The organism is Desulfocurvus sp. DL1XJH-121, assembly GCF_054819825.1.
This window is the reverse complement of record NZ_JBTVWW010000002.1, coordinates 102,351-127,364: the sequence shown is the minus strand read 5'-3', so window position 1 is coordinate 127,364 and position 25,014 is coordinate 102,351. Positions and strand designations below refer to the sequence as shown.

Here is a 25,014-nt window from a genome sequence, read left to right as displayed (position 1 = left end):
TTCCCTCTTTTTATAGATAATACTATTTATCAACTTGCAGGCATGGCCTGGCCGCCCGTGCGGAGCTCATCGACAAGCGCCCGAGACGCCTAGAACAGGGCGTCCACGAGCCAGGTCGCCAGGCCTGGACAGACAATGAGCAGGGCGAGCATCACGACCATGCTCGCCATGAAGGGAATGATGCCCTTGAAGATCGCCCCCATGGGCACGTCCGAAGCCACGCTGGACAGGGCGAAGACGTTCACGCCCACCGGCGGGGTGATCTGCCCCATCTCCATCATGATCACGGTGACCACTCCGAACCACAGAGGGTCGAACCCCAGGGCCTGGATGGTGGGAAACAAGGTCGGCAGCGTCAGCAGGATCATGGGGATGACGTTCATCAGGCAGCCCAGGATGCAGAACATGCCCAGGATGCCGACGAGGACCACGTACCGGTTGTAGCCGTGCCCGGTGATGAGCATGGCCATCTCGTCCGGCATGCGGCTGGCGGCCAGGAAATAGCCCAGCACGCCGACGCCGATGAGGATCATGAGCAGCTTGGTGGTGATGTCCGCCGTCTGCGACAGCACGGACACGAGGACCTTGCGGTTCATCCGGCGGCGCAGGAGCAGGATGAAGAAGGCCATGAACACGCCTACGGCGGCACCCTCGGTGGGGCTGAAGACGCCGCAGAGGATGCCGCCCAGGATGAGGATGAACAAGAGGACCATCCAGATGACGCCCTTGATGGCCAGGACCTTCTCGCGCAGGCTCACCGGGGTGCCGCAGGGCGCCCAGTCCGGGCGCATCTTGGCGATGACGTAGACGCACAGGATGTACATCCCGGTCAGCAGGATGCCCGGCACTAAACCGGCCACAAAGAGCTTGCCCACCGACTCCTCGGTGACCAGGGCGTAGAAGATGAAGCCCATGCTGGGGGGGATGAGGATGCCCAGGGTCCCCCCGGCGGCCAGGGCCCCGCAGGCCAGGCTGGAATTGTATTTCTTGCGCCGGATCTCGGGCAGGGCCACGGAGCCCATGGTCACGGCCGTGGCCATGGAATCGCCGCACACCGCGGCGAACCCCGCGCAACCCGCCAGGGAAGCGATGATCAGCCCGCCCGGCAGATGCCCCAGCCACTTGTCCGCGGAATCGAAGAGGTCCTTGGAGATCCCCGATTCGGAACACAACAGCCCCATGCAGATGAACAGCGGGGCCACGGCCAGGATGAAGCTGGCGGTGGTGGAATACGGGGCGATGCCCAGGGTGTTCAGGGCGGGGATCGGGCTGAAGCTGATGGCCGTCAGGCCGAGAAAGCCGACGATGGCCATGGCGAAACCGATGGGCATGCCCAGGAGCAGCAGCGTGATCATGGCCGCCATGCCCGCCACGCCGAGGCCCAGCCGGCTCATCTGCACGGGCAGCTGCCTGTACCAGATCGGGAAGGACAAAAACGCCGCCGCCAGCACCACCACGACCAGAAGCCCCAGCCATCTCCCGTTGCGCGCGTTGTGCGAAATGTCGCGCAGGGTCTGGCTCAGCAGGGTCAGGGTCAGCAGGAGCAGGCCCGCCGCGGCCACGGCGATGAAGATGCTCACCGGGATGCTCAGCATGACGCTGTGCTCGCCCTGCTTCTGGATCACCGCCAAGCAGGCGCGCCAGAAGGCCAAACCGAAAAAGGCCGTGCAGGTGAGGTTGTTGAAGGCCTCGAGCAGGTCCACGAACTTCTTGGATAGCTTGCAGGTGATGAGTTCGATGCGGATGTGCCCGCCGCCCGATTTCTGCACATGGCCCAGCGCCAGGAAGACGATGAGGACCATGAAGTATTCTTCCAGTTCGATGATGCCGTCCAGGGACCGCGACATGGTGAAACGGGCCACCACGTCGAAAAAGATGGGGATGGACATGATGCCCGTGACGATCATGCTGACGAAAAAGGCCTTGGACATCACGGGCGAGAGAAGGGCGTCCAGGCCGTCGGCCACGGCTTCCAGGACCGTGCGCTCACCCTTTGGAGGCAGTTCGGATTCGAGTATGTGCTGCTGCATGTCTATTCCCGTGGAACAATTCATTGACTGCTTCCTCTGCGACTATGCGCCGGGAGGGCGGAGGCCCGCCCTCCCGGCGTGTTCGTTTATTGCTGGTAGCCTCGGCCGGTCGTCGGAGCGTACTTGTCGCAGAGCTTGGTCATGTCTTCCAGGAGCTGGCGGGCGTTCTTGTGGCCCAGGGACTCCATCTCCTTGACCCAGTTCTCGCGCATGGGCCCAGTGGCGTCGATCCAGCGCTTGCGTTCCTTGTCGGGCAGCACGTAGAAGCCGTGCTCCTGCTTGCGCAGGGTCGCGGCGTCGCGCACGGCGCCCTGGTCCAGGGTCACGCCGCTGGCCTTGGCCATCTTCTGGCCCGTGGTCTGCTCGAAGGCGGCCCGTTCCTTGTCGCTGAGGCTGTTCCACACGTCGTGGCCCATGCCCGCCCAGAACGGGTTGAGCAGCAGGTCGCAGATGGTGGTGTAATGGGCCGCGTCGCTGATCTTGTAGGAGACGATGGGGGCCAGGGGACAGAACACGCCATCGGCCATGCCGCGCTCCAGGGCCAGGTAGCTGTCCGACGGGCTGATCTGCACCGGGTTGGCGCCCAGGAACTTCATGATGTCGGCGCTGGCCCGGTTCCAGACCACGATCTTCATGCCCTTGAGGTCCTCCAGGGTGCGCACCTGCTGCTTGATGGTGTGCAACTGATAGGTGGCGCTGGCCCACATCCACAGGACATGGATGTCGGTGTATTCCGCCTGGATGTCGGGGTGCGTCTGGTAGAGCTCCCAGAAGGCCAGGGCCCCGCATTCGGCGCTGGGCGCCATGCCGGGCAACTCCAGCACGCCGCTCAGGGGGAACTTGCCGGGGTTCAGCCCCTGGCCGTTGCCGCCCACGCCCACCGCGCCCACCTTGGTGGCGTCGAACAGCTCCTTGCTCGGGCACAGGGTGTTGGGGTTGAAGTAGCTGAGCGAGATGTCCCCGCCGGTCAACTCCTCCATCTGCTTGAACCAGGGCGTCCAGGCGTTGACCACCGTGGGGTGCGTATTCATGTAGACCGTGGACATGGGCATATCCTTCTTGGCGTAGGCCCATGACCCGAACAGGAATACGAACGCCAGGGCGAGAGCCGTCAGTCCCCATAGGGGGTTCCTTTTTCTCGCGGTCGTCATTGATTCTCCTCCAATCCAGCGGTTTCTTGGTTATCTAGGCGCAGTCATGGTGGTCCCAGGGCTCGCGGCTGTCGCGGGCCACGGCCGCCTCCATCCGCTTGAGTCCTTCACGCAGCTTGGCCAGCTCCTTGTCCTTGAAGAAGGGGTCGCGCATGGCCTGATAGAGCACGGCGCCCTCGCATTGCTCGGGGCAGGGGATGGACAACAGGTAGCAGATGGTCGGCACCACGTCCCACAACCAGCAGGTGCGCTCCATCTTGTTGTTCTTCTTGATGTTCGGCCCATTGAACAGGACCAGCGGGGCGAGCCTGCCGGGATCGGCCTCGGCCGTGGGCAGCATGTGCCCGTGCTGGGAGCCGAACTCCGGATACAGGGCGTAGACCACGTCTCCGACGTTGTCGCCGAACAGCCCCAGGATGCGGGCGTCCTTCTTGGGCAGGGCCAAGGCCACGGGGCGCTTGCCCGTGGAGGGGTCCACATAGGTCAGCAGGGCGTCGCAGATGTCGCGCTGGACCTTCTCGTAGTCCTCGGGCTCGACGATCCCGTGGGGATCCCGGCCCTTCAGGTTGACGTACACGTAGATCTCGCGCTGCGGCACGGCCAGGGAGCGCTCGTAGTCGGGCAGATGCGTGCTCAGGGCCAGGACGTTGGATTCGGCCTCCATGCCCTTGCCGTCGCTCTTGAAGCTCAGCCCGGCGGGGGTCAGGGCCGTGTAGGGGTCGAAGACCACGCCGTCGGGGGTGGCGCCGTGGTCGGAAACCACCACCACCAGGGTGTCCTTGTCGGCCTTGGACAGCAGGCGCGCCAGGAGGCGGTCCTCCAGCTCATAGATGCGCTTGTGCACGTCCCAGGCGCTGTCGCGCACCTCGGGGTCGTCGCTGATCATGTCCGTGAGCACCACGTGGTACATCCAGTCGATGGGATGGGAGTGCATGTAGAACAGGTCCCATTCGTTGTTCTCCATCAGCGAGACCGCGACCTCGGCGTTCCAGATGGACAGGTACTCGTTCATCTCCACGTAGGTGTCCGCGTCGATGGAGCGGAGCATGCGCATGACCATGCCGCCGTCGGAATGGATGGAGCCCTTGGTGATGTCGGCGGTGGACAGCTTGTCCGCGGGATGGATCCAGTCGCCCGAGGTGGGGATGAGGGCGCCCACCAGCAGCTTGAACTCGCTGCCGTCGTCGGACAGCTCCATGAGCTTGCAGCGGAAAAACACTTCCTCCACGCTGCCGTCGTCCATGGCGATCTCGGTGGTCAGACGCTCGCTCCACTGGCCCGGGTCCAGGGTGCACAGGACCTTGTCCGCGCCCTTGCCCGTGGCCAGGGTGGCCTTGCGGTATTCGCCGCCCTCGTCGGACAGCAGCACCCACCACGTGGTGGGAACGGGCTTCTTGATGGCCTTGGGGAAGGGAACCTGGACCTGCATCTCCAGGGGGGAGTCGCCAAGGTCGGCCACGCCGTCCCAGCCCTCGGCGTCCTCGAACTCGCCGCGGAAGCTGTTGGGATAGAAGTCCGTGGAGATGAGGAAGTCCTCGCAGACGAAGAACCGGGAGTTCAGCCCGACCATGCCCTTGCGGATCTCGCCCACGTGGAAGCCGTCGCCGCCCACGGTGATGCCCTTCTTCATGCGCGAGGGGGCGGACCCCGGGTACGTCATGACGATGCATTTCTTGTTCGCCCGTTCGGCGGCTTCCCAGATGGTTTCCGCCATGATGCGGTCGCGGTCCCAGTTCTGGCTGATATTCTCGTTGCCCGGGTCCGCTCCCGGCTCGGGATTGTGGAAATCGGTCACGCCGTGGGTGCCGTCGCAGGCGCCCGTGGAGAGCACGGCCCAGTTGGGAGGCGTCACAGTGGGGTACGGAGCCAATGCGTTAAGCGCCAGCGTGCCGCTTTCAATGAGCTTCTTGAATGTCGGCAGCGCGCCTTCCTTCACGTATCTGTCGATCATGTGAGGCTGAGCGCAATCCAATCCGATGAGCATGACCTTTTGAGGGGTTTTCGCCATTTCTTCAAACCTTCCTGTTTCAACGTTGTTCGTGCAGCCCCCTTGCCCGGGGGGTCCGGCCCCAAGACAGGCACCGAGTCGAAAACAGAAGAGCAAGTCCTGTGCCCTTTTTCACAATTTAATGTAACATACTAAAATTTAAGTAATTTAATATCAAGTCACGACATGTTCCAGAGGTTGTCCGCATGTGACATTTTCGCGCACCACCACATACAACATGCTGATTTTAAACGTGTTACCGCTTAAAACAGTGCTGGGACATTATCGCGCACCTGATTTTTTGAATTTATTGAATAGAATCAGAATGATACAACGATACAAGCCTAGGCTGTGCCATGAGCCGCCACCCCTGGGGCATTTTCGCACACTCAGGCCCCGGGCCCGCCCGCGCCGACGCCCCGCCGGATCACCTTCGCCCCCCCCCCGGCCGCCGGATTCGGCCCGGCGGGCACACCGGGCACAGGACCCGCCCGCCCCCAGGCAACGAAAAGGGACCCAGGCATCAGCCTGAATCCCTTGATCTTTCCTGGCGGAAATGGACAGATTCGAACTGGCGGCCTCTTCATGGCCGTCCACACCGGGAACACCGGGCATCCTGCTTGCGAAATTCCTGGGGCGGCGGGCTCGGCCCACTGGAATTTCGCAGGCGCGTTACGCGCTTGCCTTGCCCGAATCCCGCGTCTACCATGCCCCCCAGGCTCTTTCGAGATTCTGGAGGCTTTTTCATGATTCACGACATTGGGGTGGTCGCGCCGGACAAGGCCGTCCTGAATCTTTTCGAACAGATCAGGGACGAAACCAGGATCGACTTCACGGCGCGGGAGGGCCTGCTCGAGGACGGGGTGGAGGTCGCCCACGGGCTGGTCAAGGACGGGGCCAAGGTCCTGATCAGCCGGGGCGAGACCACCAAGCTGATCCGCGCATCGGGCATTTCCGTACCCATCGTGGACATCCCCCTTTCAGTGCACGACGTCATCCCCTTGATCGATCAGGCCCGCCACTACAGCGACATCATCGCCGTGGTGGGATTCGGCGAGGTGGTCCAGGCCGCCGAGGTGGTGGTGCCCATCCTCTCCGTGCGCCTGGACATCTTCCGCCTGACCTCGGCCAGGGAAATCGCCGAAATGGCCCACAAGGTCAAAAGGGAGGGCTACAGCGTCATCGTGGGCACCCCCAGGGCCGTGGAGATGGCCGAGGGGCTGGGGCTGCGCGGCTTCGCCCTCAGGTCCAACGCCAGCACCCTGCTGGCCACCCTGGACGAGGCCGACAAGCTGGCCGAGGTCGCGCGCCGGGAAAACCGCTGGCGGCTGCGGCAGCAGGCCATCATCGACTCCACCCGGGAAATCATCCTCTTTCTGGACGGCCAGGGCAGGCTCATGCCCTCCGCCCAGGATTCGCCCCTGGAGCCCAGGATCAGCAAGCTCCTTTTCGGTTCCAGGGAAGCGGACCGGCCCGTGTGCCACAAAAACATCCTCGCCTCCATCGGCAGGGACGAGGCCTGGAAGGGAGTGCTGCAGGACGACGGCGGCCAGAGCTACCACTGCCGCGTCCATCCGGTGCACTACGACGGGCAGAACTTCGGGGCCATGCTGCTGCTGGAGCGGAGCGGAACCTCGACCCCGGCCACGCAGCGGGAGGTCTTCCAAAAAGGGCTTGTCGCCCGCTACACGTTCGACGACATCATCCACGCCAGCCAGCCCATGAAACAGATCCTGGCCAAGGCCAAGAGCTACGCGGGCGTGGAGTCCAACCTGCTCATCGTGGGCGAGAGCGGGACCGGCAAGGAAATGGTGGCCCAGAGCCTGCACAACGCCAGCCGCCGCAGACACGGTCCCTTCGTGGCCATCAACTGCGCCGCGCTCCCCGAGCAGCTCCTGGAAAGCGAGCTCTTCGGCTATCAGGGCGGCGCCTTCACCGGGGCGAGGCGGGAAGGCCGCACGGGCATCTTCGAGCTGGCCAACACGGGCACCATCTTCCTCGACGAGATCGGCGAAATGTCCCTGTCCATGCAGGCCAAGCTCCTGCGCACCGTGGAGGAGCGCAGCATCATCCGCCTCGGGGGCGACAAGATCATCCCCCTGGACGTGTGGGTCATCTGCGCCACCAACCGCGACCTGGGCCAGCTGATCCAGGAAAAGGCCTTCCGCAGGGACCTCTACTTCCGCATCAACGTCCTGCGGGTCACGCTCCCGCCGCTGCGCCAGCGCCAGGAATGCCTGGGCGTGCTCATCCGCCATTTTCTCAGGGAGATCTGCGACCGCCTGGACTGGACGCCCGTGGAAATCCATCCCCAGGCCGTGGAGGTGCTGCGGAACTATTCCTTCCCCGGAAACGTGAGGGAGTTGCGGAGCCTTCTCGAACGGCTGGTGGTCACGTGCGGCGGCGCGGTCATCGCTCCGGAAGAGACCAGAAGCCAGCTGGAGGATTGGGCCCAGCCCGGGGAGCTCTCCGCCGCCGCCCCGCCCCGCGAGGAGCCCGGAAGCGTCCTGCGCCGGGAGGAGATGCGGCTCATCCGCCAGGTCCTTGAGGAATGCGGGGGCAACCGCACCAAGGCGGCGAAAAAGCTCGGCATCAGCACCGCCACCCTCTGGCGGCGTCTGAACAAGACCCAAGAGGACTGAACCTCCCCGCCGACGCAAAAAAGCGCCGCTCCGGCATCGGGTCGATGCCGGAACGGCGCCTGGGCGCACCGCACGGAGCGCATCTACAGCGGGCTTATGAAACGTCCGCCAAGAGTGAATTCAAGAGGCGACGGAGCGCCGTGCTCCAGGCACAGCCCGGAGGCCTCCAGCTCCTCGAGCAGCGGCCCGGTCACCAGCATCCGCCCCAGCGCCGCCGTGGATTTGATCACGCAGGCGCGCACCAGGGAGAGGTCCGGCTGCCAGCAGATGCCCAGGCCCGCCTGGACGGCCGCCCGATCCGTGGGCAGGACCGGCGGGATGGTGCAGCGGTAGATGCAGGAGGACGTCAGACCGTTGTAGTACATGGCGTTGAGGTCCAGGTGGTTGGCCATCTCCAGGGTGATGATGTCGGCGTTGCCCACGCCGATGCCGTTGCCGTGGGTGACCTCGGTCATGCCCAGGGCCACCGTGCTGTTGATGAAGGGCTTGCCCTGCGGATCGCCGCGAAAGCCGATGCGGCCCACGACCTTGTTGTCCATGCCCGTGCCGCTGATGTCCTTGCCGATCTTCTCCACCACCAGGAGGTCCAGCTGCTCGAAGGGCAGCCTGGGGATGAACTCCTTGGCCCGGGCCAGCAGCCTGCGGTCGGCGTCGTGGAAGTTCCCCGGCGCGACCCCCTCCACCACGGCGATCTCGTGGTCGGCGTTTTCCACCACGGCCACGCCCAGAGCGAACTTGGCCTTGGACAGGGAGATCCCGGCGATCCTGGGCATCAGTTCCAAGAGCCCCCGGCGTCCGTAGACGTGGACGTTTCGGGCGCCCTCGGCCTTGCCCAGCCCCACGCAGACCATCTTGCACAAGCCGCTCTCGATGTCCGACTCGAAGCTGGTGTGGGCCTTGACCCGGGCCACGATGACGATGGCGTCGGCCCCGGCCGCGTTCTTGTCCAGGTGGCAGTCCACATTGGATTCCACGGGCCCCAGGTTGACGGTCTCCATGGACGACAGCACGGGCGCGCCCATGCTTTCCTCGTCCACGCCGAGGCCGTGCAGCATGGCGGCCTGGCCTTCCCCCGTACCCCCGCCATGGCTGCCCATGGCGGGAACGATGAAAGGCGCCAGCCCCTTGTCGCGCAACGAGTCCACCACTCGCCGCACGATGCGCGGCAGGCAGGCTATGCCCCGGCTGCCCACGGCCACGGCCACCCGGGCGCCCCGGGGCAACGCCCCCACCTCGGGCGAGTCGTCCACCGCCCGGGCCACGGCGGCCTCAAGGTCCGGCAGGGCCGGAATCTCGGGTTGCTTGACCCGCACCTCATGGAACAGGGGCAGGGGGCGTTCCTCGACCTCCTTGAAGTGGAGAACCGGGAATATGGGTGAATTCTCTGTCATTTTGGTTCCTTATCCTGCCGTCTATCCGTTCAGGCGGATGCCGCGGCCTTGCGGGCCTCGCATCGTGATTTCCACATCGAGCGCACGGAGAAGAGAATGGACAACAGGGCCACTCCCAGGAAGGTCAGGGCGATGGGCCGGTGCAGATAGCCGCTCAGATCGCCGCCGCCCATGAGGATGCTGACCCGCAGGTTGCTCTCGGCCATCTTGCCCAGGATCAGCCCCAGGACCAGGGGCAGGATGGGGAAGCCCAGCTTGTTGAAGGCGAATCCCATGAGCCCCATGAAGAAGAAGACCCAGACGTCGGACATATTCGTGTTCAGGGCGTAGCAGCCCACCACGCACATGGCCGCGATCACGGGATAGAGGATGCTGCGGGGGATAGTCAGGGCCTTGATGAGCACGGGGATGAAGTACATCTGGATCAGGAGCATGAAGAAGTTGCTCAGGAAGAAGGCCAGCATGATGATGAAGACCAGGGGGGCGTTGTCCCGCATGAGCAGCGGGCCGGGCTGGACGCCGTGGATCATCAGCGCGCCGAGGAGGATCATGGTCGTGGCGTCGCCGGGGATGCCCAGGGTGAGCATGGGGATGAGCGCGCCGCCCATGGCCGCGTTGTTGGCCGATTCCGAGGCGATGATGCCGTCGGGGTTGCCCGTGCCGAAGCTGTCGGGGTCCTTGGCCGCGGACTTGGCCTGGGAATAGGCCACGATGTTGGACAGGCCCGAACCCGTGCCGGGCAGGATGCCGATGCCCGTGCCCAGCAGGATGGACCGCACCAGGTTGTGCATGGAATTCTTGAAGGACTTGGCCACGGCAAAGAACTCGCCGATGGAGAAGTTGGCCTTGATGACCCGGTAGGGCTTGTGGATGACGCCCACCTCCTCCAGGATCTGGGAGATGGCGTACATCCCGATGAGCACGGGCATCACCGAGAATCCGGAGAGCAGGAAGAAGCTCCCGAAGGTGAACCGCGGCAGGCCGTCGGTGTCGCTCATGCCCACGGTGGCCAGGAACAGCCCCAGAGCGGCGGACAACAGGCCCTTGACCAGCGACTTGCGGGAAATGGACACGATGCAGGTCAGGGTGAAGACCACCAGGGCGAAATATTCATAGGGCCCGAAACGCAGCGCAAAGCGGCCGAGGAGCGGGGCCAGGGCCACCAGCCCGAAAAAGGAAAAGAATCCGCCCAGGAAGGACGCGAACACCCCGTAGGCCAGGGCCTTGCCCGCCTGCCCCTTCTTGGCCATGGGGTAGGCGTCGAAGGTGGTCGCCACCGAGGAGGGAGTGCCCGGGATGTTCAGTAGGGTTGCGGCCACCAGCCCGCCGGAAATGGACCCCACGTACACGGCGATCAAGAGGGTGAGGCCGATCTCCGAACTCATGCCGAAGGTGATGGGCACGAGCAGGGCCACGGCCATGGTGCTGGTGAGTCCCGGCATGGTGCCGACGAGGAGGCCGCCGAACACGCCGCAGAGCATGGTCAACAGGGTCAGCGGCTGAAACAGAAAGGCTGCTTGGCTAAAGTCCAGCATGGGATTCTCCTAAGGCAGGAACAGATGGAGCATCGTTCCGAAAATGAATTGCAGGCCGTAGGTCACTACGACCGAAACGACGGCATAGATGGCCACTCTTTTCTTTGTCCTGGCCCCGAGGAAAAGCATGCTGACGAACAGGAACAGCAGCGTGCAGGGCACGTAGGACAGAACGGGCAGCAGGACGAGATACGCCAGCAGAAGCACGACGAAGACGAACTGCATGAAGAGGGTCTTGCGCCGTTCGGCGAACTTCTCCTGCGGGTCTTTTGGGGCGGCCGGGCACGCCGCGCCCGCGTCGGCTTCGGCGCCCTGGGGGCGTTTCCGGAAGCTCTGCACGATGAGGACGATGGACAGGAATGCGATCAGGAAGATCAGGATTCGGGGGAAAAACGCAGGCCCAAGGGCATGGGAAATGCTTTGGGACAGGGGGATGGTCTCCGCATACAGCACCCCTGAAACAATCAGGAGAACGACCGCCACGCAGAAATCTTTGGGCTTCGCCAGCGAGATCATAGAAAGGCCTCCGGGGAAAGTATCGGCGGCGCGTCCCGGGCCAGGCCAGCCCGGGACGCGCCGTTTTGGTTGCCGTCGTTATTTCTTGATCAACTGATACTTGACGGCCAGCTTCGTCCAGCTATCCTGCAGGTCTCCCCAAGCCTTGGCCATCTGGTCCGCATCCTTGAAGTAAGGGCTCAGACACTGGGCCTTCAGGGCCTCGAGAGTCTTGGGGTTGTCCAGGGCCTTCTTGAAGCCCTGGGCCAGGGTGTCCTTGACGGCCTTGGGGGTGTTCTTGGCCACGAGCACCGAATAGGCGTAGTCGTAATAGGCGTTGATGCCCTGCTCCATCAAGGTGGGGATCTCGGGCGCGAAGGGCGAGCGCTCGGTGTTGACCATGGCCAGGATCTTGAGGTCGCCGGACTTCACGTAGGGGGCGGCCGCGGCGTATCCCACCATGGTGATGTCGCTGTTGTTGCTCAGCAGGCTGACGATGCGGTTCTTGTCGCCGGGGGCGGGGACCACGGTCACGTCCAGGCCCTTCAGGCTGTCGCAGATCGCCAGGTAGCTGAAGTGGGACACGCCGTTGATGGCCAGGGACCAGCGGATCTTGGCCGGATTGGCCTTGATGTAGTCGAAGGCGTCCTGGGCCGTGTTGAAGGGGCTGTCCGCGCGGACCACCAGGGCGGAGTCCGACTTGGCCACGATGCACACGGGATCGAAATCACGCCAGGTGAAGGGAGTGTGCGCCAGCATGGGGGAGATGGCCAGGTTGCCGGGGTGCTCCCAGATGCACGTGTATCCGTCGGCCTTGGAGCGCAGAACGTGCAGGGCGGCGTTCAGGCCCATGGAGCCGGAGATGTTGGAAACGACCAGGGGCTGGGGCAGGATTCCCTGCAGGCCCTCGCTCATGATGCGGGAGGAGATGTCGCTGCCTCCGCCCGGCTTCCAGGGCACGACGACCTGAATGGGTTTGGTGGGGAAATCCCCCGCATTGCTCACCGCAGCCATGCCAAGTACCAGGGTCAATGACAGAATGATTGCTTTGAACATGTACTTTCCTCATTGTAGGGGTTGTTGACGGCTGATCCTGAAATTTTCTACAGGCCCGGTCCGCGAAGATAGATTTCGACGTTGTCGTCGACGTTCAGGGTTTCGCCCATGGTCAGGTGCCCGGACGCCAGTTCGCACACGCGCTGCACGAGCCGCTCTCCGGCCTGCTCGATGGGCTCGCGCTGGGAAATGATCTCGCTGGCCGAGAAATCCATGTCCATGTTGGTCTTGGCGTAGGTCCTGGGGTTGCCCGTCATGTACAGGGTGGGGGTGACGAGGCCCGCGCTGGCGGTGGGCATCATCATGCGGTCCGGGAACCAGCCCCCGCCGACCTGGAAGATGCTCAGGGCCGACCCGGCGGCGGCGAAGCCCAGGAACAGGGTGGCCGACGACATCCAGGAATCCATGAAGTGGAGCCCCGGCCCGGCCGGAATCTCGCCGTAGCGAAGGCTGCTGGACAGGGGCATGTGCCCGGACTTCGCGATGGCGCCCAGGGACTTCTCCTCCAGGGTGGTCAGACCAGCTTGGATATTGGCAGGGATGGGGTTGATGGTGCGGATGTCCTCGCCCGTGGCCTTGGCCTCGTCCTCCACCCGCTTCACGGCGGCCAGGAACGTCTCGCGCTGCTTGTCGTCGTTGAAGCGCCTGGCCACGATGTGGTCCGCGCCGATGACTTCCGTGGTTTCGGCGAACATGGCCGTGCCCCCGGCCTCCACCAGCCGATCGAACAGGTAGCCTACGGTGGGGTTGCCGGCCATGCCCGAGGTCGCGTCGGAGTAGCCGCACTTCACGCCCATGCACAGGCGGCCGAGGTCCACGGTCTCCCGCCGGCATTCGCTGGCCTTGCGGGCCAGGTGGCGGGCCTTGAGCAGGGCCTTGCCCAGGGCCTCGTAGGCCCCGCCCGGGCAGTCTTCCAGGAAGACCGAGTCCACCGGCTTGCCCGTGGCGTATATCTCGTCCACCATGGCTTCGCGCGTGAACTCGGGGTAGCCGCCGTTGCTCTTGATGCCCATGATCAGCACGGCGCCCACGTTGGGGTTCTTGGCCAGGCCCACGATGGTCCGGGCGATGGTCGCGCGGTCTTCGGAGTCGCGGCCGTTTTCGTTGGGCGGAATGAATATCTTCGAGTTGCGGACGAGTTTGGCCACCTGGTCGGCCAGCACCCCGATGCCCCTGCCGTTGGGAAGGATAAGAGTGTAGTTGCGGATGCCCACTTTCCCGTCTGGGCGCACATAACCTTGGAATTCCATCTATTTGGCCCCTTTGAGATCGCCACGGCCCCGATTGCCTGCAACGTTGTGGATGTGAACGCATTCGCCGGCGGAGATCGGTTTCGAGGCGACTCCGATAACCTCGCCATACTTGACGACGGGCGCGTCCACGGCGATGTCCTTGATGGCCATCTTGAATCCAAACGGGACGTCGCCCATGGCCTTCAGTTCCTGCGTCTTGCCATTGAGCGTGTAAACAACGCTCTCTCCTGTGCAGATGTCTTCTATGGCATTGCCGACATTGTCTGCTTCACCTATTACCACTATTGCCTTCATACATTACTCTCCGCGTTAAGCGCCCTACATCAGACGATTCACCGAAATCCACATTGGATGCGTAAAGTCCTAACTAGAAGGAGTCTGATGTTCATCTTCTGCCCCTTGTGCAATAACGCGGCCAAAATGCGTAAAATACGATAACACGTCAATATTACACGCTATTTCAGCGCTTCAACACCTGTCCTGATTATTTCCGGGACCCGCGCTGTCGTTCAAATTGAAACATCTTTCGCCTGGAACCGTTCACCGTGAACGACAGTCTTTGCGATTTTTCCCCGCCCAGCCGACAACCCTGTAGGATTTCACCCGTCTTTCGCGGCCCGGGCCCCGCCCCGCCTCGCGTCTTTCAATATGAGAACGTCACGAACCGTAATGCGTTCACAATGAAAGGCTTCTGTGGCCCCGGCAGGGCCCAGAAAGGTCAAAAGAGGTCGATCGATACATAAATTACGAATTAATTTAGGATATTAGAACAGCAATCCATACGCTGGCAAGCAAATTGCTTTTGTGTGGCGCCACAGGCGGCAGGCCCGGGGTCGGGAAGCGCGCCTCAACCCGTCGGGAAACCGGGAAACAGCGCTGTCGACGTGCCCGGCGGCCAACAACACACTGAAGGAGACACTATGAAACGCGACGCCATCATGCTTCGCCCCGAAGATAATGTGGCTACGGCCCTGCGGGCCCTGGAGGCGGGCAATCTCGCCATCGTCGGCGTCCACGACCGGCACCTGGAGATCCTCATGGCCCAGAGCGTGAGCTATGGGCACAAGTTCGCCACCAGGGACATCCGCAAGGGCGAAGACATCCTCAAGTACGGCGAGGTCATCGGGCGCGCCACCGACGACATCCCCGCCGGCGCCCACGCGCACGTGCAGAACATCGAAAGCCTGAGGGGCAGGGGCGACCGGAACTAGGAACCGCCGGCAACCCTCGGACACAAGGAGAACGATATGGATTTCATGGGATACAGAAGAACGGATGGCAGCGTGGGCACCCGCAACTACGTGGGCGTGCTGTCCACGGTGGTCTGCGCCAATGAAACCGCCATGGCCATCGCGGACAAGGTGGACGGCGCCGTGGCCTTCACGCATCTGCAGGGGTGTTGCCAGACCCCCATGGACGTGGAGCGCGTCACCGAAACCCTGATCGGCCTGGGCCGCAACCCGAACCTGGCCTCGGTCCTCCTGGTCAGCCTGGGCTGCGAGAGCACCGACGTGACGCGCGCCGCCGAGGAGATCCGCGCCTCGGGCAAGCGCGTGGAGGTCGTCGCCCTGCAGTCCCTGGGCGGCTCCTTCCGCACCATCGCCGAGGGCTCCCTGCTGGTCCAGGACATGGTCATGGAGGCCAGCACGGCCGAGCGCACGCCCTGCACGGCGGCCGACCTGGTGCTCGGGCTCAAGTGCGGCAGCTCCGACACCACCTCCGGCCTGGGCCCCAATCCCGCCCTGGGCGTGACCACCGATATGATGGTCGAGCGCGAGGCCAGCGTGATCATGGGCGAGGTCACCGAATTCATCGGCGCCGAGCACATCATGGCCAAGCACGCCAAGGACGAGGCCATGGGGCAGAAGATCATCGATTTCGTGGCGCGCATGGAGGCCGAAGCCAAGTCGGCGGGCTGCGACATCAGGGGCGGCCAGCCCACCGGCGGCAACATCAAGGGCGGCCTGACCACCATCGAGGAAAAATCCCTGGGCGCCATCGCCAAGGCGGGCTCCGCCCTGGTCCAGGACGTCTACGAATACGGCCAGCGCCCCACGACCAAGGGCCTGGTGATCATGGACTCCCCGGGCCGCGAGCCAGAGATCCTCACCGGCCTCGCGGCGGCGGGCTGCAACGTCATCGCCTTCACCACCGGGCTGGGCGCGCCCCAGGGATTCCCCTTCGTCCCGGTGGTCAAGATCACCGGAAACGAGCACACGGCCGTGCGCATGCGCGACCATATCGACCTGTCCGTGGCCGACGTCATCGAGGGCACTGAAACCCTGCCCCAGGCCGGGGGCCGCATCTACGACGAGGTCCTGAAGGTCGCGGGCGGCAAGTCCACCAAGGCCGAATTGTCGGGCTACACCAAGGCCATGAACATCTACGTCCGAGGCCCGGTCATCTGAACCCGGAGGAAAACGACATGGATATCCCCAAGATCGTGCGCATCAGACAGGCCCTGGACAGAACCACGCTGGAGGACCCGGCAGGGGCGGCGGCCGAACAGATCAGGGACCTGCTGGCGCGCAAGCCCGTGCGGCCCGGGGCCAAGGTCGCCCTCACGGCCGGGAGCCGGGGCATCGCGAACATAGTCCCCATCCTGCGCGCCGTGGCCCAGGCCTTCAAGGACGCCGGGGCCCGCCCGGTGATCATTCCGTCCATGGGGTCCCACGGGGGCGCCGCGGCCCAGGGTCAGGTCGCCGTCCTGGCCGAGGTGGACATCACCGAGGAGACCGTGGGCGCGCCCATCGAGTCGTGCATGGACACCGTGGTCGTCGGCGCCACCGAGGACGGCGTGCCCGTGCACCTGGACCGCACGGCCCTGGAATGCGACCACATCGTGCCCATCAACCGCATCAAGCCCCATACCGAGTTCAGCGGGCACATCGAGAGCGGCGTGTCCAAGATGATGGTCATCGGACTGGGCAACAAAAACGGCGCCGAGACCGCCCACCTCTACGCCGTGCGTTACGGCTACGAGCGGATTCTCATGACCTCGGCGCGGGTCATCCTGGACAACGCGCCCGTGCTGGCGGGCCTGGGCATCATCGAGAACGGCGTGGGCCAAACCGCGCAAGTGGCCCTGGTGGAACCGGAGAACTGGTTCGAAACCGAGCATGAACTGTTGGAGTCCGCCCACGAAAAATGCCCCAAGCTGCCCTTCGATCCCCTGGACGTGCTCCTCGTGGACGAGAGCGGCAAGCACATCAGCGGCACGGGCATGGATACCAAGGTCGTGGGTCGGATCATGAACATCTACGAAAAGCCCCTGACCTCCCCCCGCATCACCCGCATCGTGTTACGCGACTTGGCCAAGCCCAACGACGGCAACGTGCTGGGCATGGGCCTGGCCGACTTCATCACCCGCAAGGTGGCCGACCAGATCAACACCTTCAACACCAACATCAACTGCGTCACCGCCGTGACCCCGGAAAAGGGACGCATGCCGATTGTCTGCACAAACGATCGCCAGGCCCTGGAATACGCCATGGCCACGGCCGGCCCCATAACTCCCGAGGGCTTTCGCCTGGCCTGGATCCACAACACGTCCACCCTGGAGGAGATGTGGGTCTCCACGGCCCTGGCCGAGCAGTCCCGCAGCATGCCGAACATCGAAATCCTGGGGGGCCCCCAGGACATCCGCTTCAACGAGGCGGGCGACTTCGACGTCCCCTAAGCCATCAAGCAACTGCAACTACCTCCATCCTCCATGGAAAAGGCCCACGGGCCTTGGGCCGGGGCGCCGCATCGCCCCGGCCCAAAATTTCCAGCCCGGGATCGTGAAAGCCGGAGGCGACAGGCCATGAAAGTTCTCTTCTACGACCCCTTCGCCGGCATCAGCGGCGTCATGAACCTGGCGGCCATGATCGACCTGGGCGCGGACCCCGGGCATGTGCGCGCCGAACTGTCCAAGCTCGGCATCGACGGCGAATTCGAGCTGGAAATCTCCAGCGACGCCCGCTGCGGCATCCACGGCACGCGGGTGGACGTGCGCCTGCACGACCACCATCATCACGACCACGGCGACGGCCACGGGCATCACCACCACGCCCATCACCACGGGCACCGCAACTTCGCGGACATCCGCGCCATCATCGAGGGCAGCGGGCTGTCCCGCGCGGTCAAGGACACGAGCCTCTCCATCTTCCGCCTCGTGGCCGAGGCCGAGGGGCATGTGCACGGCAAGCCCGTGGACGAGGTGCACTTCCACGAGGTGGGGGCCACGGACTCCTTCGTGGACATCGTGGGCGCGGCCATCTGCTTCCACAGCCTGGGGTGGACGCGGTGTGGGCCGCGCCCGTGGAACTGGGCGGCGGCTTCGTGCGCTGCGCCCACGGCACCATGCCCGTTCCCGCGCCCGCCACGGAGGCCATCCTGCACGGCGTGCCCACCACGCGCGGCGGGGTCGGCCACGAGGCCACCACGCCCACGGGCGCGGCCATCCTCGCCGGGCTCACGGACCGCTTCATCGCCAACCCGGCCCTCACGGCCCTCGGCACCGGCCACGGCATCGGCCACCGCGAGGCCGACCTGCCCAACGTGCTGCGCGTGCACCTGGCCGAAGCGGACGCGGCCCACGCAACCGGCCGCCGCACCCGGGCCCGCCTGCTGGCGTGCAACATCGACGACATGACCGCCGAGGCCCTGGGGGACGCCATGGACCTGCTCATGGAACAGGGGGCCATGGACGTACACTTCACCCCCATCGTCATGAAGAAGAACCGCCCCGCCACCAGCCTGTCCCTGCTCTGCGACGAGGCGGACGCGGGCAGGTTCCAGGACCTCCTGTTCCGCCACACCACGACCCTGGGCGTGAAGAGCATCCCCGTGGACAAGACCGAGCTGGAGCGCCGCTCCGAACGGCCGGACACCCCCCTGGCCCCCGTGACCCTGAAATGCGCCATCCTGAACGGCGAACAACTACGCGCAAAGCCCGAATTCGACGATTGCCGCGCCCTGGCGCGCAAGCACGGCATCCCCCTGGCCGAAGTCTACGCCCAGGTGGCCCGCTGCCTGCCATAAGCCAACGCAAAGCGGTCTGCACGGCATGGACCTCGGCCGCACCAGGTAAGCCGAGCCTCTGTCCGACACCTACGCCCTGACTCGGGGCACCGGCAGCCTATACAAACGCAGCCTGCGACGGCACGGGAAGCTGAACCCGCTGGGCTCAAGGTAGAAAAGAACGCGTGCCCGGAACACGCAAAGAAAAAGGGTTACGGCATATGCCGTAACCCTTTGATTTCATTTGGCGTCCCCAAGGGGGTTTGAACCCCTGTTACCGGCGTGAGAGGCCCCCAAGAAATTGAAATAACTAGCTCATTCTAGGCACAAAACTCCAATATGAGCGCTTAGCGCAGGGGAAACCGTTTCCGCAACCGTTCCCAGGCAATTCCGCGTATAGACATTTTCTATTGCCCAACCGTTTGAGTGGAAGAGACATCATATATATTTTCGCTTAGTTCAGAGAATAGGCGGAAATCGTTTAACAGCTTGAACAGGTCAGACATTTTATCCTCTGTCGGCACTATTTTTCCTGCTTCATCAATCTGAATCCCCCAACCTCGCTCAATGTTTTTACGTCGAAGCCGCTCCATAAACACCGGCTGCCTATAAAAACCCTTATCAAGAATTGAAGAGATAGACCGAAGATAACGCATATCAACGCCAATAAAATCTCGTATCGTTTCTATGGAACTGAACTCTCCAGAATCTTCCAAATCGTTCACGGCTTCATCTCTTCTCTCAACCATACTTTCCTTGTAATTCATGACCGACTCAAAGCTGCGCTTGTCTGCGATGAACACCGTATCTCCGTAGCACAAAAAATCAAAGTTACTGTACAACTGAAAAACAGAGGCTTGTACTATTCCAATCATGCACTGCCCATTAAAAAAGGCCCATTGAGGCCCCTTGACCTTTTTGGCGCTCCAAGTTGAAGCTGTTTTTTTAAAGGCGTAAAGCTCTTCATCACCAGACTGAATTTTGATTACATAGCCAGCGGCATTCAATAATTCTGCCTCGCTGGAGACCTGATGTTCATTGCCTGGAGCACTCATTTTATCAATAATTAACGGCATATTCGTATTGTCTGCTTCTATCGTAAGCAAGCAAAATTCATCAGGATTACATACAAAATCATATTCCTGGTCGTCCTTTTGGGCTTCAACCATGCCCCTAACGACATCAACCAGCCTTTGCTCAAGATTTACCTCATGATCGCCCTCACCAGCGATCTCTACCCATCGGGCAGTGTATTTTGCCTGACGCTCCTGAATCCGTTTTTTGATTATCCAAAGAGATGCCGTTGCCAGGTCAAAAGGAAAATTTTGCAAATCTTGAAGCGTTTTCATTTGTTGTTGTCTCCTATAGGGATTTCTTGAGTAATGATCGGTAAGGAAGCAACCATGCGCAAACGATATCGCTTGCCCGGAACCAAATCATTTTTTGCAAGAATTCTCGCTGAGCGAGGGCAACTATTATGTTCATAGTCTACATCGTAAAGACTATATCCGAATATCGCAAGAATTGGGTTCATAAAGAGCTGCTTGGACTTATAGGTCAAGATAAACATAAACAGCATAAAGCATACGAATCCAGCAACTTTTGGGCCATCGCCCAAATCCACACCAATAAAAGCAACCATGTATGGGACTGTATAGTTCATTAAATCTGTTGGGTTTTTCAAAGATTTTAAGATCTTAACATTTTCTCCCCCTGACAGAGAGCCCACAGCAAATTTCAAAACAAAGACGCTGGCAAAACAACAGGCCGTTATCGCGAGAGAAACCCCTGGATTATGGAACAATCTTAAAAGTCCCAATGCAATAGACTGTACTGCGCTCCAAAAATCGTTAGGGAAAAGTTTGATGAGTGCAACAACTTTGGGAAAAGTCACTCGGCTAACGGCTTCAGAATTAATATCCTGAATTAAAAGAACAAGTGACAATGGCAAGTAAGAGCTGAAAAATATAGCAATCGCAGCCCAAGGTCGCCAATTATTATTCATACCAAGAACTCCTTACCATCCAATGCACACAACAATTTATAGAATTGTTGGTTATGTAAGCATTTACAAATTAGCTATGCCAAAAAATTTTTTGCATACGAATAGACAACAGAATTTCGATTTGCGTCACCTAACCAAGTGTCTCATGTTTTTTGTGCGTTGTGCATGGATTTCCCTAAAGGGTGAATTTATAATGGTCAATTTCCGCAATGCGGCAGCAGTTTATCGATCATTTTTCGTAATTCTTCCCAGTCGGCCAAGGACAACTTTTCCCCGTCCGGTAACTCTACGGCTGTGTTTTTTGTCTTGTAGTACAGACGGCAAACCCAAGCGCCTTTGCCTTTGATTCCCACCCCGAAATATTTGCTCAGATCGCGAGGCTCCAGTTCCATTCCCTCGGGGAGATGGGGTTTCAGAAGGGATACCACTAAGTCATAAGCCGCTAGAACTTCGGGGGTAGGCTTTTTTGCCCGTCGCGTCCGGGCCCGTTCTGCGGACCGGCGGCGCACCTCATCCGGGTCTAGGCGTTGTCGAGGCAAGTTTTGAGGCTTGGGTTTGGCCAGCGCCTTTTCCCGCATCATCTCTCGCTCCTCCCGTAGCCAATGGAGTAAGGCGGGGCCAAGGTGAACCAATTTGGGGTTCAACTCGCTTAGGTCGCCCTCCTCGATGTGCAGGGAAGCGTGCTCATCCTCCACGTCGAAAGCCTGCCATTTGGCCCTGGCGTTAATGTCGGCCAGGATGGACACACCTTCAGCTTCGCCACGAATAGTGGCTCGCCATTTGTCCTGAGGCAGGCGTTCCTGGGTGAGGATGCAACCGATTGGCAAGTCCTCGGCGTTGCCGAGGATGATCCGGGCGATGACCAATGCCCCTGGCGGTTCCTGACCGTAAGACCAACGACCCTCGGGCGCGTTGAAACCATATCGCTGCCCGTCGATAGTCACGTTCCACCAAGCGGGGTCGTTACCCTGGAAGGCCACGGCCGAGACGCCCGCCTCTTCGATGATCACGGTGTCGTCGTACAGGGGATAGCCGCGGCTGTTGTCACAGCAGACCCTGGCCATACGCTCCTGACCACCTAAGAGGCTGCCGGGCATAGGAGCCTGACCCGCGAGGAAAACTTCCAAAAGATGCTTGCACAGCCGCCGAGGATTATCACAGCCGAAGCCCTGTCTGCGCTTAATCCAGTCCGGACAGGTACAAGTCAACTTGGTCGGATGGACCTTGTAACTCGTATTCTGGTCGCTTCTGCTCGGAACCCGAATTGCCCCGAGCCCCAGCAAGTCTGCCCAAAAACCCATGGTCCCCCCGTTATCGCCCTGCTTAGGCGAACGGGTTTCGCATAACATCCAGCATGTTTTTATTCAATACGCGTATCGCTTAAATCCAAAAGAACAAGGGCCGAACCTTGCTTGCCGCATTGCAGCTTGGCAGGAGGACCATTTTTCTGCCCCCATCTCCACCCCATGAATCCACGAGGTTTCTCTGCTCAAAAATCCGTGGCAGGAACCGCACTTTGTAATACAAAGTGGCTCACGGCAGGCCGTGTCCTGGTCTGTCTTCGCCAGACTTTCGGGGCAGAGCCCCCTCCGCAAGCGGAGCCTCCCCCTAAAAAGCGCCTCCCCTAAAGGGGCCCCGCGCTTTGCGCCCGCATAGCCCGGGCTCTGGCCCTTGCTTGCTACGCATATTCCTTCAAAATCCTTCCCCCTCTTACTCCCCCTTAAAAACCAAATCTTTTCAGCCGTGTAACACCTATATTGGCCGGTGTAACAGCCCTCATGCGTGGTGTAACACCAAAATATCGTGGTGTAACAGCCAAACTGACGCGTGTAACACGTGAGAAGCCCTGTGTAACATTTTATTCAGCTTCAAATTTTATATCCTGTTATTGATATTTTTTGTGTCTGATTGAGCGCTCAATCATGCACAAAACTCAAAAAAATTAATAAGATAGTTGCAACAATATTTGCGTCGAGGTAAAAATAAAGCCGCCCCGGAGAAGATCCCATTCAGATCAACCAGGGCGGCAAACGGGTAATTGCACTTACCCGCAGGACTACCTTTAGGCTCTGCACAATCCTACGTCAACGAGCCCTATACATTTGTCCGTCTTGCCGTCCGCAACCTTTCCAAGGAGACGGCATGAAAACCCTTCCGAACATTCCCAAGCACCCGCTCAACGACCAATTCAGACGGCTTGGCGTCACCCGCCCCCAACTTTCAGCTCACCTCTCCCGTCCGGTGCCCACGGTTGCTGCGTGGCTCAATGGGTATACCCCCATGCCCTCCGAAGCCGAAAGCCGCCTCATAGACCTCCTCCATTCGTTGGAAGCACACGGTGGCCACCATGAGACGGAAGGATAAGGTCATGGGGAGGTCCTTCATCAAACTCTTGCGCGCTGAGGATACATTCGAACTTTTGCAAGATTCGAATGCGTTTTCACTTCTGACCATGGTCGCGCTCAGGGCGAAGCGCACCGGCGGGATATCTCTTCTCGATCTCAAGGCGGGGCAAGCTCTTGTTGGAGACCTTGAAAAATTGGGCATGACTGAGGGGCAGTATAGGGCTGCTAAAAAAAGGCTTGAACGCCTTGGGCTTGCGACGTTTATGGGGACACGCAAGGGAACTATCGCAACACTCAGTAATGACATGATTTTTGATATCAACATAGACAGCGACAACGACCAAGAGGACGACCTGACGACGACCACGCCTCGAACGAACAACAATCAAACAACGACTAACAAGAATTTTAATAAGATAAAGAAAATAAAGAAGGATCACGACCGCCCACCAGATTTTTTGGGGGCTGAATCCAATAGCGCAACGATATCCAATCTCATCCGAGAGGAATGGGAAAGGCTTCCGGAAAACGAAAAGCGCAGCTATGTCAAAGCGGGCTTGGCGAGAGGGTCTTCATTCCTGCCGCATGGTTGCCTGGAAGCTCCTCTCACAGAGACGGCAAGACTCTTGGGGTTTACCGAATTCGGGAGGCAATATCGGTCGAGGATATGTGCCGAGAAAGGAGGTAAACAATGAATCTCCACGACACGTTAGGAAATCCAATGACGGCGCAAGACGTATCCAAAATCCTTGGGGTTGCACCGAACACAGTCGTGAAATATTCTGAACGCCTTGGGGGCCTCCGCATCGGTGGACGCCTCGTGTTCTTTGAAAACGAGCTGTTAAGGAGAATACGGGATGCCATCGAAAATCGTGAAGCGTGGCCGTCTCCGTTGGAAGGGCCGGGTGCAGATCAACGGATCGATTCGGCAAAAGCTCTTCGACACCAAGAAGGACGCCCTGGCCTGGGAAGCCAAGATGAAGGCCGACCCCGATTGGGCGGAGCCCAAGGTGGAACCCAACCCGATGACCGTCACGGCCTTGGACTGGGCCAACGAATACCTTGATTTCGCCAAAGAGCGCTTTGCGTTCAAGACCTACGATGAGAAGCGGGCATGCTTTGCCCGCTTCCTTCAAGGCCTTCCGCAAGACACCCTGGCGGAAGCCGTCACCCTGCCCATGGCCGCGCGGTTCCTTAGAGAGCAGAGCAAACAGCGTTCAGGCTACGCAGCCAACAAGGACCGCAAAAACCTGGCCGCTGCCTGGGAATGGGGCCGCAAGCTCCTTGGGCTGCCCAAGGACAATCCGTTCCGAGAAGTGGACAGGTTCGCCGAGGCGCGAAAACCCCGCTACATCCCCCCTGAGGAAGATTTCTGGGCCGTCTATGCGGTGGCCGACGAGCAGGACAAGCTGATGCTTTTGGCCTTGCTCCATACCGCCGCCCGCAAACGCGAGATATTCAACCTCAAATGGGACGACCTGGACTTCCGGGAAAAGCGCGTCAGGTTGTGGACCAGAAAGCGCAAGGGAGGCACCCTTGAGCCGGACTGGATTCCCATGACCGAAGACCTGCGCCAAGGGCTGCTGCGCCACCGCGCCAGCGCCCGAAGCGCCTCCGTCTTCTACCGTCCGAACAACGGCAAGCCCTACAAGCATCGCCAGCACTGGCTGAAATACCTGTGCGGCCTAGCTGGCGTTCGCCGCTTCGATCTGCACTCCATCCGACACCTGACCGCGTCCATCCTGGATAAGGCCGGGCTGCCCCTGACCACGATCCAAGCCATCCTCAGACACAAGTCCGCGACGACCACCGCCCGCTATCTGCATTCCCTGCGGGGCACCAAGGCCGCCCTGGACGAGGTGTTTGGGAGCGGCAAAGTCCTGCCCTTTGAATACAAAAAAGCCTCCGGCTTTGACGCCGAAGGCTGAACCGTTTCCGCTGACCGTTTCCCCAAAAGAAAAAGGCTTGCGAAAAGCTCCGCAAGCCCTTGAAATCATTGTGGCGTCCCCAAGGGGGTTTGAACCCCTGTTACCGGCGTGAGAGGCCGGTGTCCTAGGCCACTAGACGATGGGGACGCCCTGCGCAGGGAGGCGGGGCCTCAAACTGCGGAAAGACCTTTT

Annotated in this window: 19 protein-coding genes, 1 tRNA gene and 1 pseudogene; 8 read left to right on the top strand and 13 right to left on the bottom strand. The window is 61.1% G+C overall.

The window, feature by feature from the left end; genetic code table 11:
- Positions 1–89 precede the first annotated feature (89 nt).
- The 3 genes from ACYYG1_RS02060 to ACYYG1_RS02050 form a co-directional block, all read right to left on the bottom strand.
- Positions 90–2,030 carry a TRAP transporter large permease gene (locus ACYYG1_RS02060; RefSeq protein WP_461208607.1) on the bottom strand — a complete coding sequence of 647 codons (1,941 nt, stop codon included), beginning with the start codon at positions 2,028–2,030 and terminating at the stop codon, positions 90–92.
- 86 nt (positions 2,031–2,116) lie between these two features.
- A complete protein-coding gene (gene dctP, locus ACYYG1_RS02055) occupies positions 2,117–3,076 on the bottom strand; it encodes a TRAP transporter substrate-binding protein DctP (protein ID WP_461208606.1) in 960 nt (319 codons plus the stop codon).
- A gap of 139 nt (positions 3,077–3,215) precedes the next feature.
- Positions 3,216–5,165, bottom strand: a complete 1,950-nt coding sequence (locus tag ACYYG1_RS02050) for an alkaline phosphatase family protein (RefSeq protein WP_461208771.1) — start codon at positions 5,163–5,165, stop codon at positions 3,216–3,218.
- Positions 5,166–5,914: 749 nt separating this feature from the next.
- Between ACYYG1_RS02050 and ACYYG1_RS02045 the strand changes: the two genes are divergently transcribed.
- Positions 5,915–7,810, top strand: coding sequence for a sigma 54-interacting transcriptional regulator (locus ACYYG1_RS02045; protein WP_461208605.1), 1,896 nt, complete (start codon positions 5,915–5,917; stop codon positions 7,808–7,810).
- Positions 7,811–7,893: 83 nt separating this feature from the next.
- On the opposite strand, the gene ACYYG1_RS02040 is transcribed toward ACYYG1_RS02045, so the two are convergent.
- The 6 genes from ACYYG1_RS02040 to ACYYG1_RS02015 all read right to left on the bottom strand — a co-directional run bounded on the left by ACYYG1_RS02040 (position 7,894) and on the right by ACYYG1_RS02015 (position 13,834).
- Positions 7,894–9,201 carry a nickel pincer cofactor-dependent isomerase, group 22 gene (locus tag ACYYG1_RS02040; RefSeq protein ID WP_461208604.1) on the bottom strand — a complete coding sequence of 436 codons (1,308 nt, stop codon included), beginning with the start codon at positions 9,199–9,201 and terminating at the stop codon, positions 7,894–7,896.
- A gap of 29 nt (positions 9,202–9,230) precedes the next feature.
- A complete protein-coding gene (locus ACYYG1_RS02035; RefSeq protein ID WP_461208603.1) occupies positions 9,231–10,736 on the bottom strand; it encodes a tripartite tricarboxylate transporter permease in 1,506 nt (501 codons plus the stop codon).
- 9 nt (positions 10,737–10,745) lie between these two features.
- Positions 10,746–11,252: a tripartite tricarboxylate transporter TctB family protein gene (locus tag ACYYG1_RS02030; protein WP_461208602.1), complete on the bottom strand. Its 507-nt coding sequence runs from the start codon at positions 11,250–11,252 to the stop codon at positions 10,746–10,748.
- A gap of 78 nt (positions 11,253–11,330) precedes the next feature.
- Positions 11,331–12,287, bottom strand: coding sequence for a Bug family tripartite tricarboxylate transporter substrate binding protein (locus ACYYG1_RS02025; protein ID WP_461208601.1), 957 nt, complete (start codon positions 12,285–12,287; stop codon positions 11,331–11,333).
- A 47-nt stretch (positions 12,288–12,334) separates the two neighbouring features.
- Entirely contained in the window at positions 12,335–13,537 is a 1,203-nt protein-coding gene (locus ACYYG1_RS02020; RefSeq protein WP_461208600.1) for a UxaA family hydrolase, read from the bottom strand.
- Positions 13,538–13,834 carry a UxaA family hydrolase gene (locus ACYYG1_RS02015; RefSeq protein ID WP_461208599.1) on the bottom strand — a complete coding sequence of 99 codons (297 nt, stop codon included), beginning with the start codon at positions 13,832–13,834 and terminating at the stop codon, positions 13,538–13,540. It lies immediately after the preceding gene.
- A 626-nt stretch (positions 13,835–14,460) separates the two neighbouring features.
- Here ACYYG1_RS02015 and ACYYG1_RS02010 point away from each other — a divergent pair.
- From ACYYG1_RS02010 to larC2, 5 genes and pseudogenes are all read left to right on the top strand, one after another.
- Positions 14,461–14,751: a UxaA family hydrolase gene (locus ACYYG1_RS02010; RefSeq protein ID WP_461208598.1), complete on the top strand. Its 291-nt coding sequence runs from the start codon at positions 14,461–14,463 to the stop codon at positions 14,749–14,751.
- A gap of 36 nt (positions 14,752–14,787) precedes the next feature.
- A complete protein-coding gene (locus tag ACYYG1_RS02005; RefSeq protein ID WP_461208597.1) occupies positions 14,788–15,948 on the top strand; it encodes a UxaA family hydrolase in 1,161 nt (386 codons plus the stop codon).
- 17 nt (positions 15,949–15,965) lie between these two features.
- A complete protein-coding gene (locus ACYYG1_RS02000) occupies positions 15,966–17,219 on the top strand; it encodes a nickel pincer cofactor-dependent isomerase, group 22 (RefSeq protein WP_461208596.1) in 1,254 nt (417 codons plus the stop codon).
- A 33-nt stretch (positions 17,220–17,252) separates the two neighbouring features.
- Positions 17,253–17,837: pseudogene (gene larC / locus ACYYG1_RS01995) on the top strand (nickel pincer cofactor biosynthesis protein LarC); the annotation flags it as partial.
- 47 nt (positions 17,838–17,884) lie between these two features.
- The gene (gene larC2, locus ACYYG1_RS01990; RefSeq protein WP_461208770.1) at positions 17,885–18,565 is read left to right on the top strand and encodes a nickel pincer cofactor biosynthesis protein LarC2; all 681 of its coding nucleotides are present in this window, start codon (positions 17,885–17,887) and stop codon (positions 18,563–18,565) included.
- A 386-nt stretch (positions 18,566–18,951) separates the two neighbouring features.
- Here larC2 and ACYYG1_RS01985 read toward each other — a convergent pair whose 3' ends face one another.
- From ACYYG1_RS01985 to ACYYG1_RS01975, 3 genes are all read right to left on the bottom strand, one after another.
- Complete coding sequence (locus ACYYG1_RS01985; protein WP_461208595.1) at positions 18,952–19,893, bottom strand: DUF4868 domain-containing protein; 942 nt, start codon at positions 19,891–19,893, stop codon at positions 18,952–18,954.
- A complete protein-coding gene (locus ACYYG1_RS01980) occupies positions 19,890–20,549 on the bottom strand; it encodes a hypothetical protein (RefSeq protein ID WP_461208594.1) in 660 nt (219 codons plus the stop codon). The genes ACYYG1_RS01985 and ACYYG1_RS01980 overlap by 4 nt, the downstream gene beginning before the upstream one ends.
- 197 nt (positions 20,550–20,746) lie before the next feature.
- Entirely contained in the window at positions 20,747–21,613 is an 867-nt protein-coding gene (locus ACYYG1_RS01975) for a hypothetical protein (protein WP_461208593.1), read from the bottom strand.
- 1,283 nt (positions 21,614–22,896) lie between these two features.
- Between ACYYG1_RS01975 and ACYYG1_RS01970 the strand changes: the two genes are divergently transcribed.
- Both ACYYG1_RS01970 and ACYYG1_RS01965 read left to right on the top strand, forming a co-directional pair.
- The gene (locus tag ACYYG1_RS01970; RefSeq protein WP_461208592.1) at positions 22,897–23,589 is read left to right on the top strand and encodes a hypothetical protein; all 693 of its coding nucleotides are present in this window, start codon (positions 22,897–22,899) and stop codon (positions 23,587–23,589) included.
- 210 nt (positions 23,590–23,799) lie between these two features.
- Positions 23,800–24,822, top strand: a complete 1,023-nt coding sequence (locus ACYYG1_RS01965; protein WP_461208591.1) for a tyrosine-type recombinase/integrase — start codon at positions 23,800–23,802, stop codon at positions 24,820–24,822.
- A 71-nt stretch (positions 24,823–24,893) separates the two neighbouring features.
- On the opposite strand, the gene ACYYG1_RS01960 is transcribed toward ACYYG1_RS01965, so the two are convergent.
- Positions 24,894–24,969: transfer RNA gene (locus ACYYG1_RS01960), tRNA-Glu, on the bottom strand.
- Positions 24,970–25,014 lie beyond the last annotated feature (45 nt).

What these genes read in the sequence shown, in the direction of transcription:
- ACYYG1_RS02000 (WP_461208596.1), top strand. Translation starts at nt 15,966, where the DNA reads ATGGATATCCCCAAGATCGTGCGCATCAGACAGGCCCTGGACAGAACC.
- ACYYG1_RS02060 (WP_461208607.1), bottom strand. Translation starts at nt 2,030, where the DNA reads ATGCAGCAGCACATACTCGAATCCGAACTGCCTCCAAAGGGTGAGCGC.
- ACYYG1_RS02020 (WP_461208600.1), bottom strand. Translation starts at nt 13,537, where the DNA reads ATGGAATTCCAAGGTTATGTGCGCCCAGACGGGAAAGTGGGCATCCGC.
- ACYYG1_RS02015 (WP_461208599.1), bottom strand. Translation starts at nt 13,834, where the DNA reads ATGAAGGCAATAGTGGTAATAGGTGAAGCAGACAATGTCGGCAATGCC.
- ACYYG1_RS02035 (WP_461208603.1), bottom strand. Translation starts at nt 10,736, where the DNA reads ATGCTGGACTTTAGCCAAGCAGCCTTTCTGTTTCAGCCGCTGACCCTG.
- ACYYG1_RS01975 (WP_461208593.1), bottom strand. Translation starts at nt 21,613, where the DNA reads ATGGCCAGGGTCTGCTGTGACAACAGCCGCGGCTATCCCCTGTACGAC.
- ACYYG1_RS01970 (WP_461208592.1), top strand. Translation starts at nt 22,897, where the DNA reads ATGAGACGGAAGGATAAGGTCATGGGGAGGTCCTTCATCAAACTCTTG.
- ACYYG1_RS02050 (WP_461208771.1), bottom strand. Translation starts at nt 5,165, where the DNA reads ATGCTCATCGGATTGGATTGCGCTCAGCCTCACATGATCGACAGATAC.
- ACYYG1_RS01980 (WP_461208594.1), bottom strand. Translation starts at nt 20,549, where the DNA reads ATGAATAATAATTGGCGACCTTGGGCTGCGATTGCTATATTTTTCAGC.
- dctP (WP_461208606.1), bottom strand. Translation starts at nt 3,076, where the DNA reads ATGTCCACGGTCTACATGAATACGCACCCCACGGTGGTCAACGCCTGG.
- larC2 (WP_461208770.1), top strand. Translation starts at nt 17,885, where the DNA reads ATGCCCGTTCCCGCGCCCGCCACGGAGGCCATCCTGCACGGCGTGCCC.
- ACYYG1_RS02025 (WP_461208601.1), bottom strand. Translation starts at nt 12,287, where the DNA reads ATGTTCAAAGCAATCATTCTGTCATTGACCCTGGTACTTGGCATGGCT.
- ACYYG1_RS02030 (WP_461208602.1), bottom strand. Translation starts at nt 11,252, where the DNA reads ATGATCTCGCTGGCGAAGCCCAAAGATTTCTGCGTGGCGGTCGTTCTC.
- ACYYG1_RS02005 (WP_461208597.1), top strand. Translation starts at nt 14,788, where the DNA reads ATGGATTTCATGGGATACAGAAGAACGGATGGCAGCGTGGGCACCCGC.
- ACYYG1_RS02045 (WP_461208605.1), top strand. Translation starts at nt 5,915, where the DNA reads ATGATTCACGACATTGGGGTGGTCGCGCCGGACAAGGCCGTCCTGAAT.
- ACYYG1_RS01985 (WP_461208595.1), bottom strand. Translation starts at nt 19,893, where the DNA reads ATGAAAACGCTTCAAGATTTGCAAAATTTTCCTTTTGACCTGGCAACG.
- ACYYG1_RS02010 (WP_461208598.1), top strand. Translation starts at nt 14,461, where the DNA reads ATGAAACGCGACGCCATCATGCTTCGCCCCGAAGATAATGTGGCTACG.
- ACYYG1_RS02040 (WP_461208604.1), bottom strand. Translation starts at nt 9,201, where the DNA reads ATGACAGAGAATTCACCCATATTCCCGGTTCTCCACTTCAAGGAGGTC.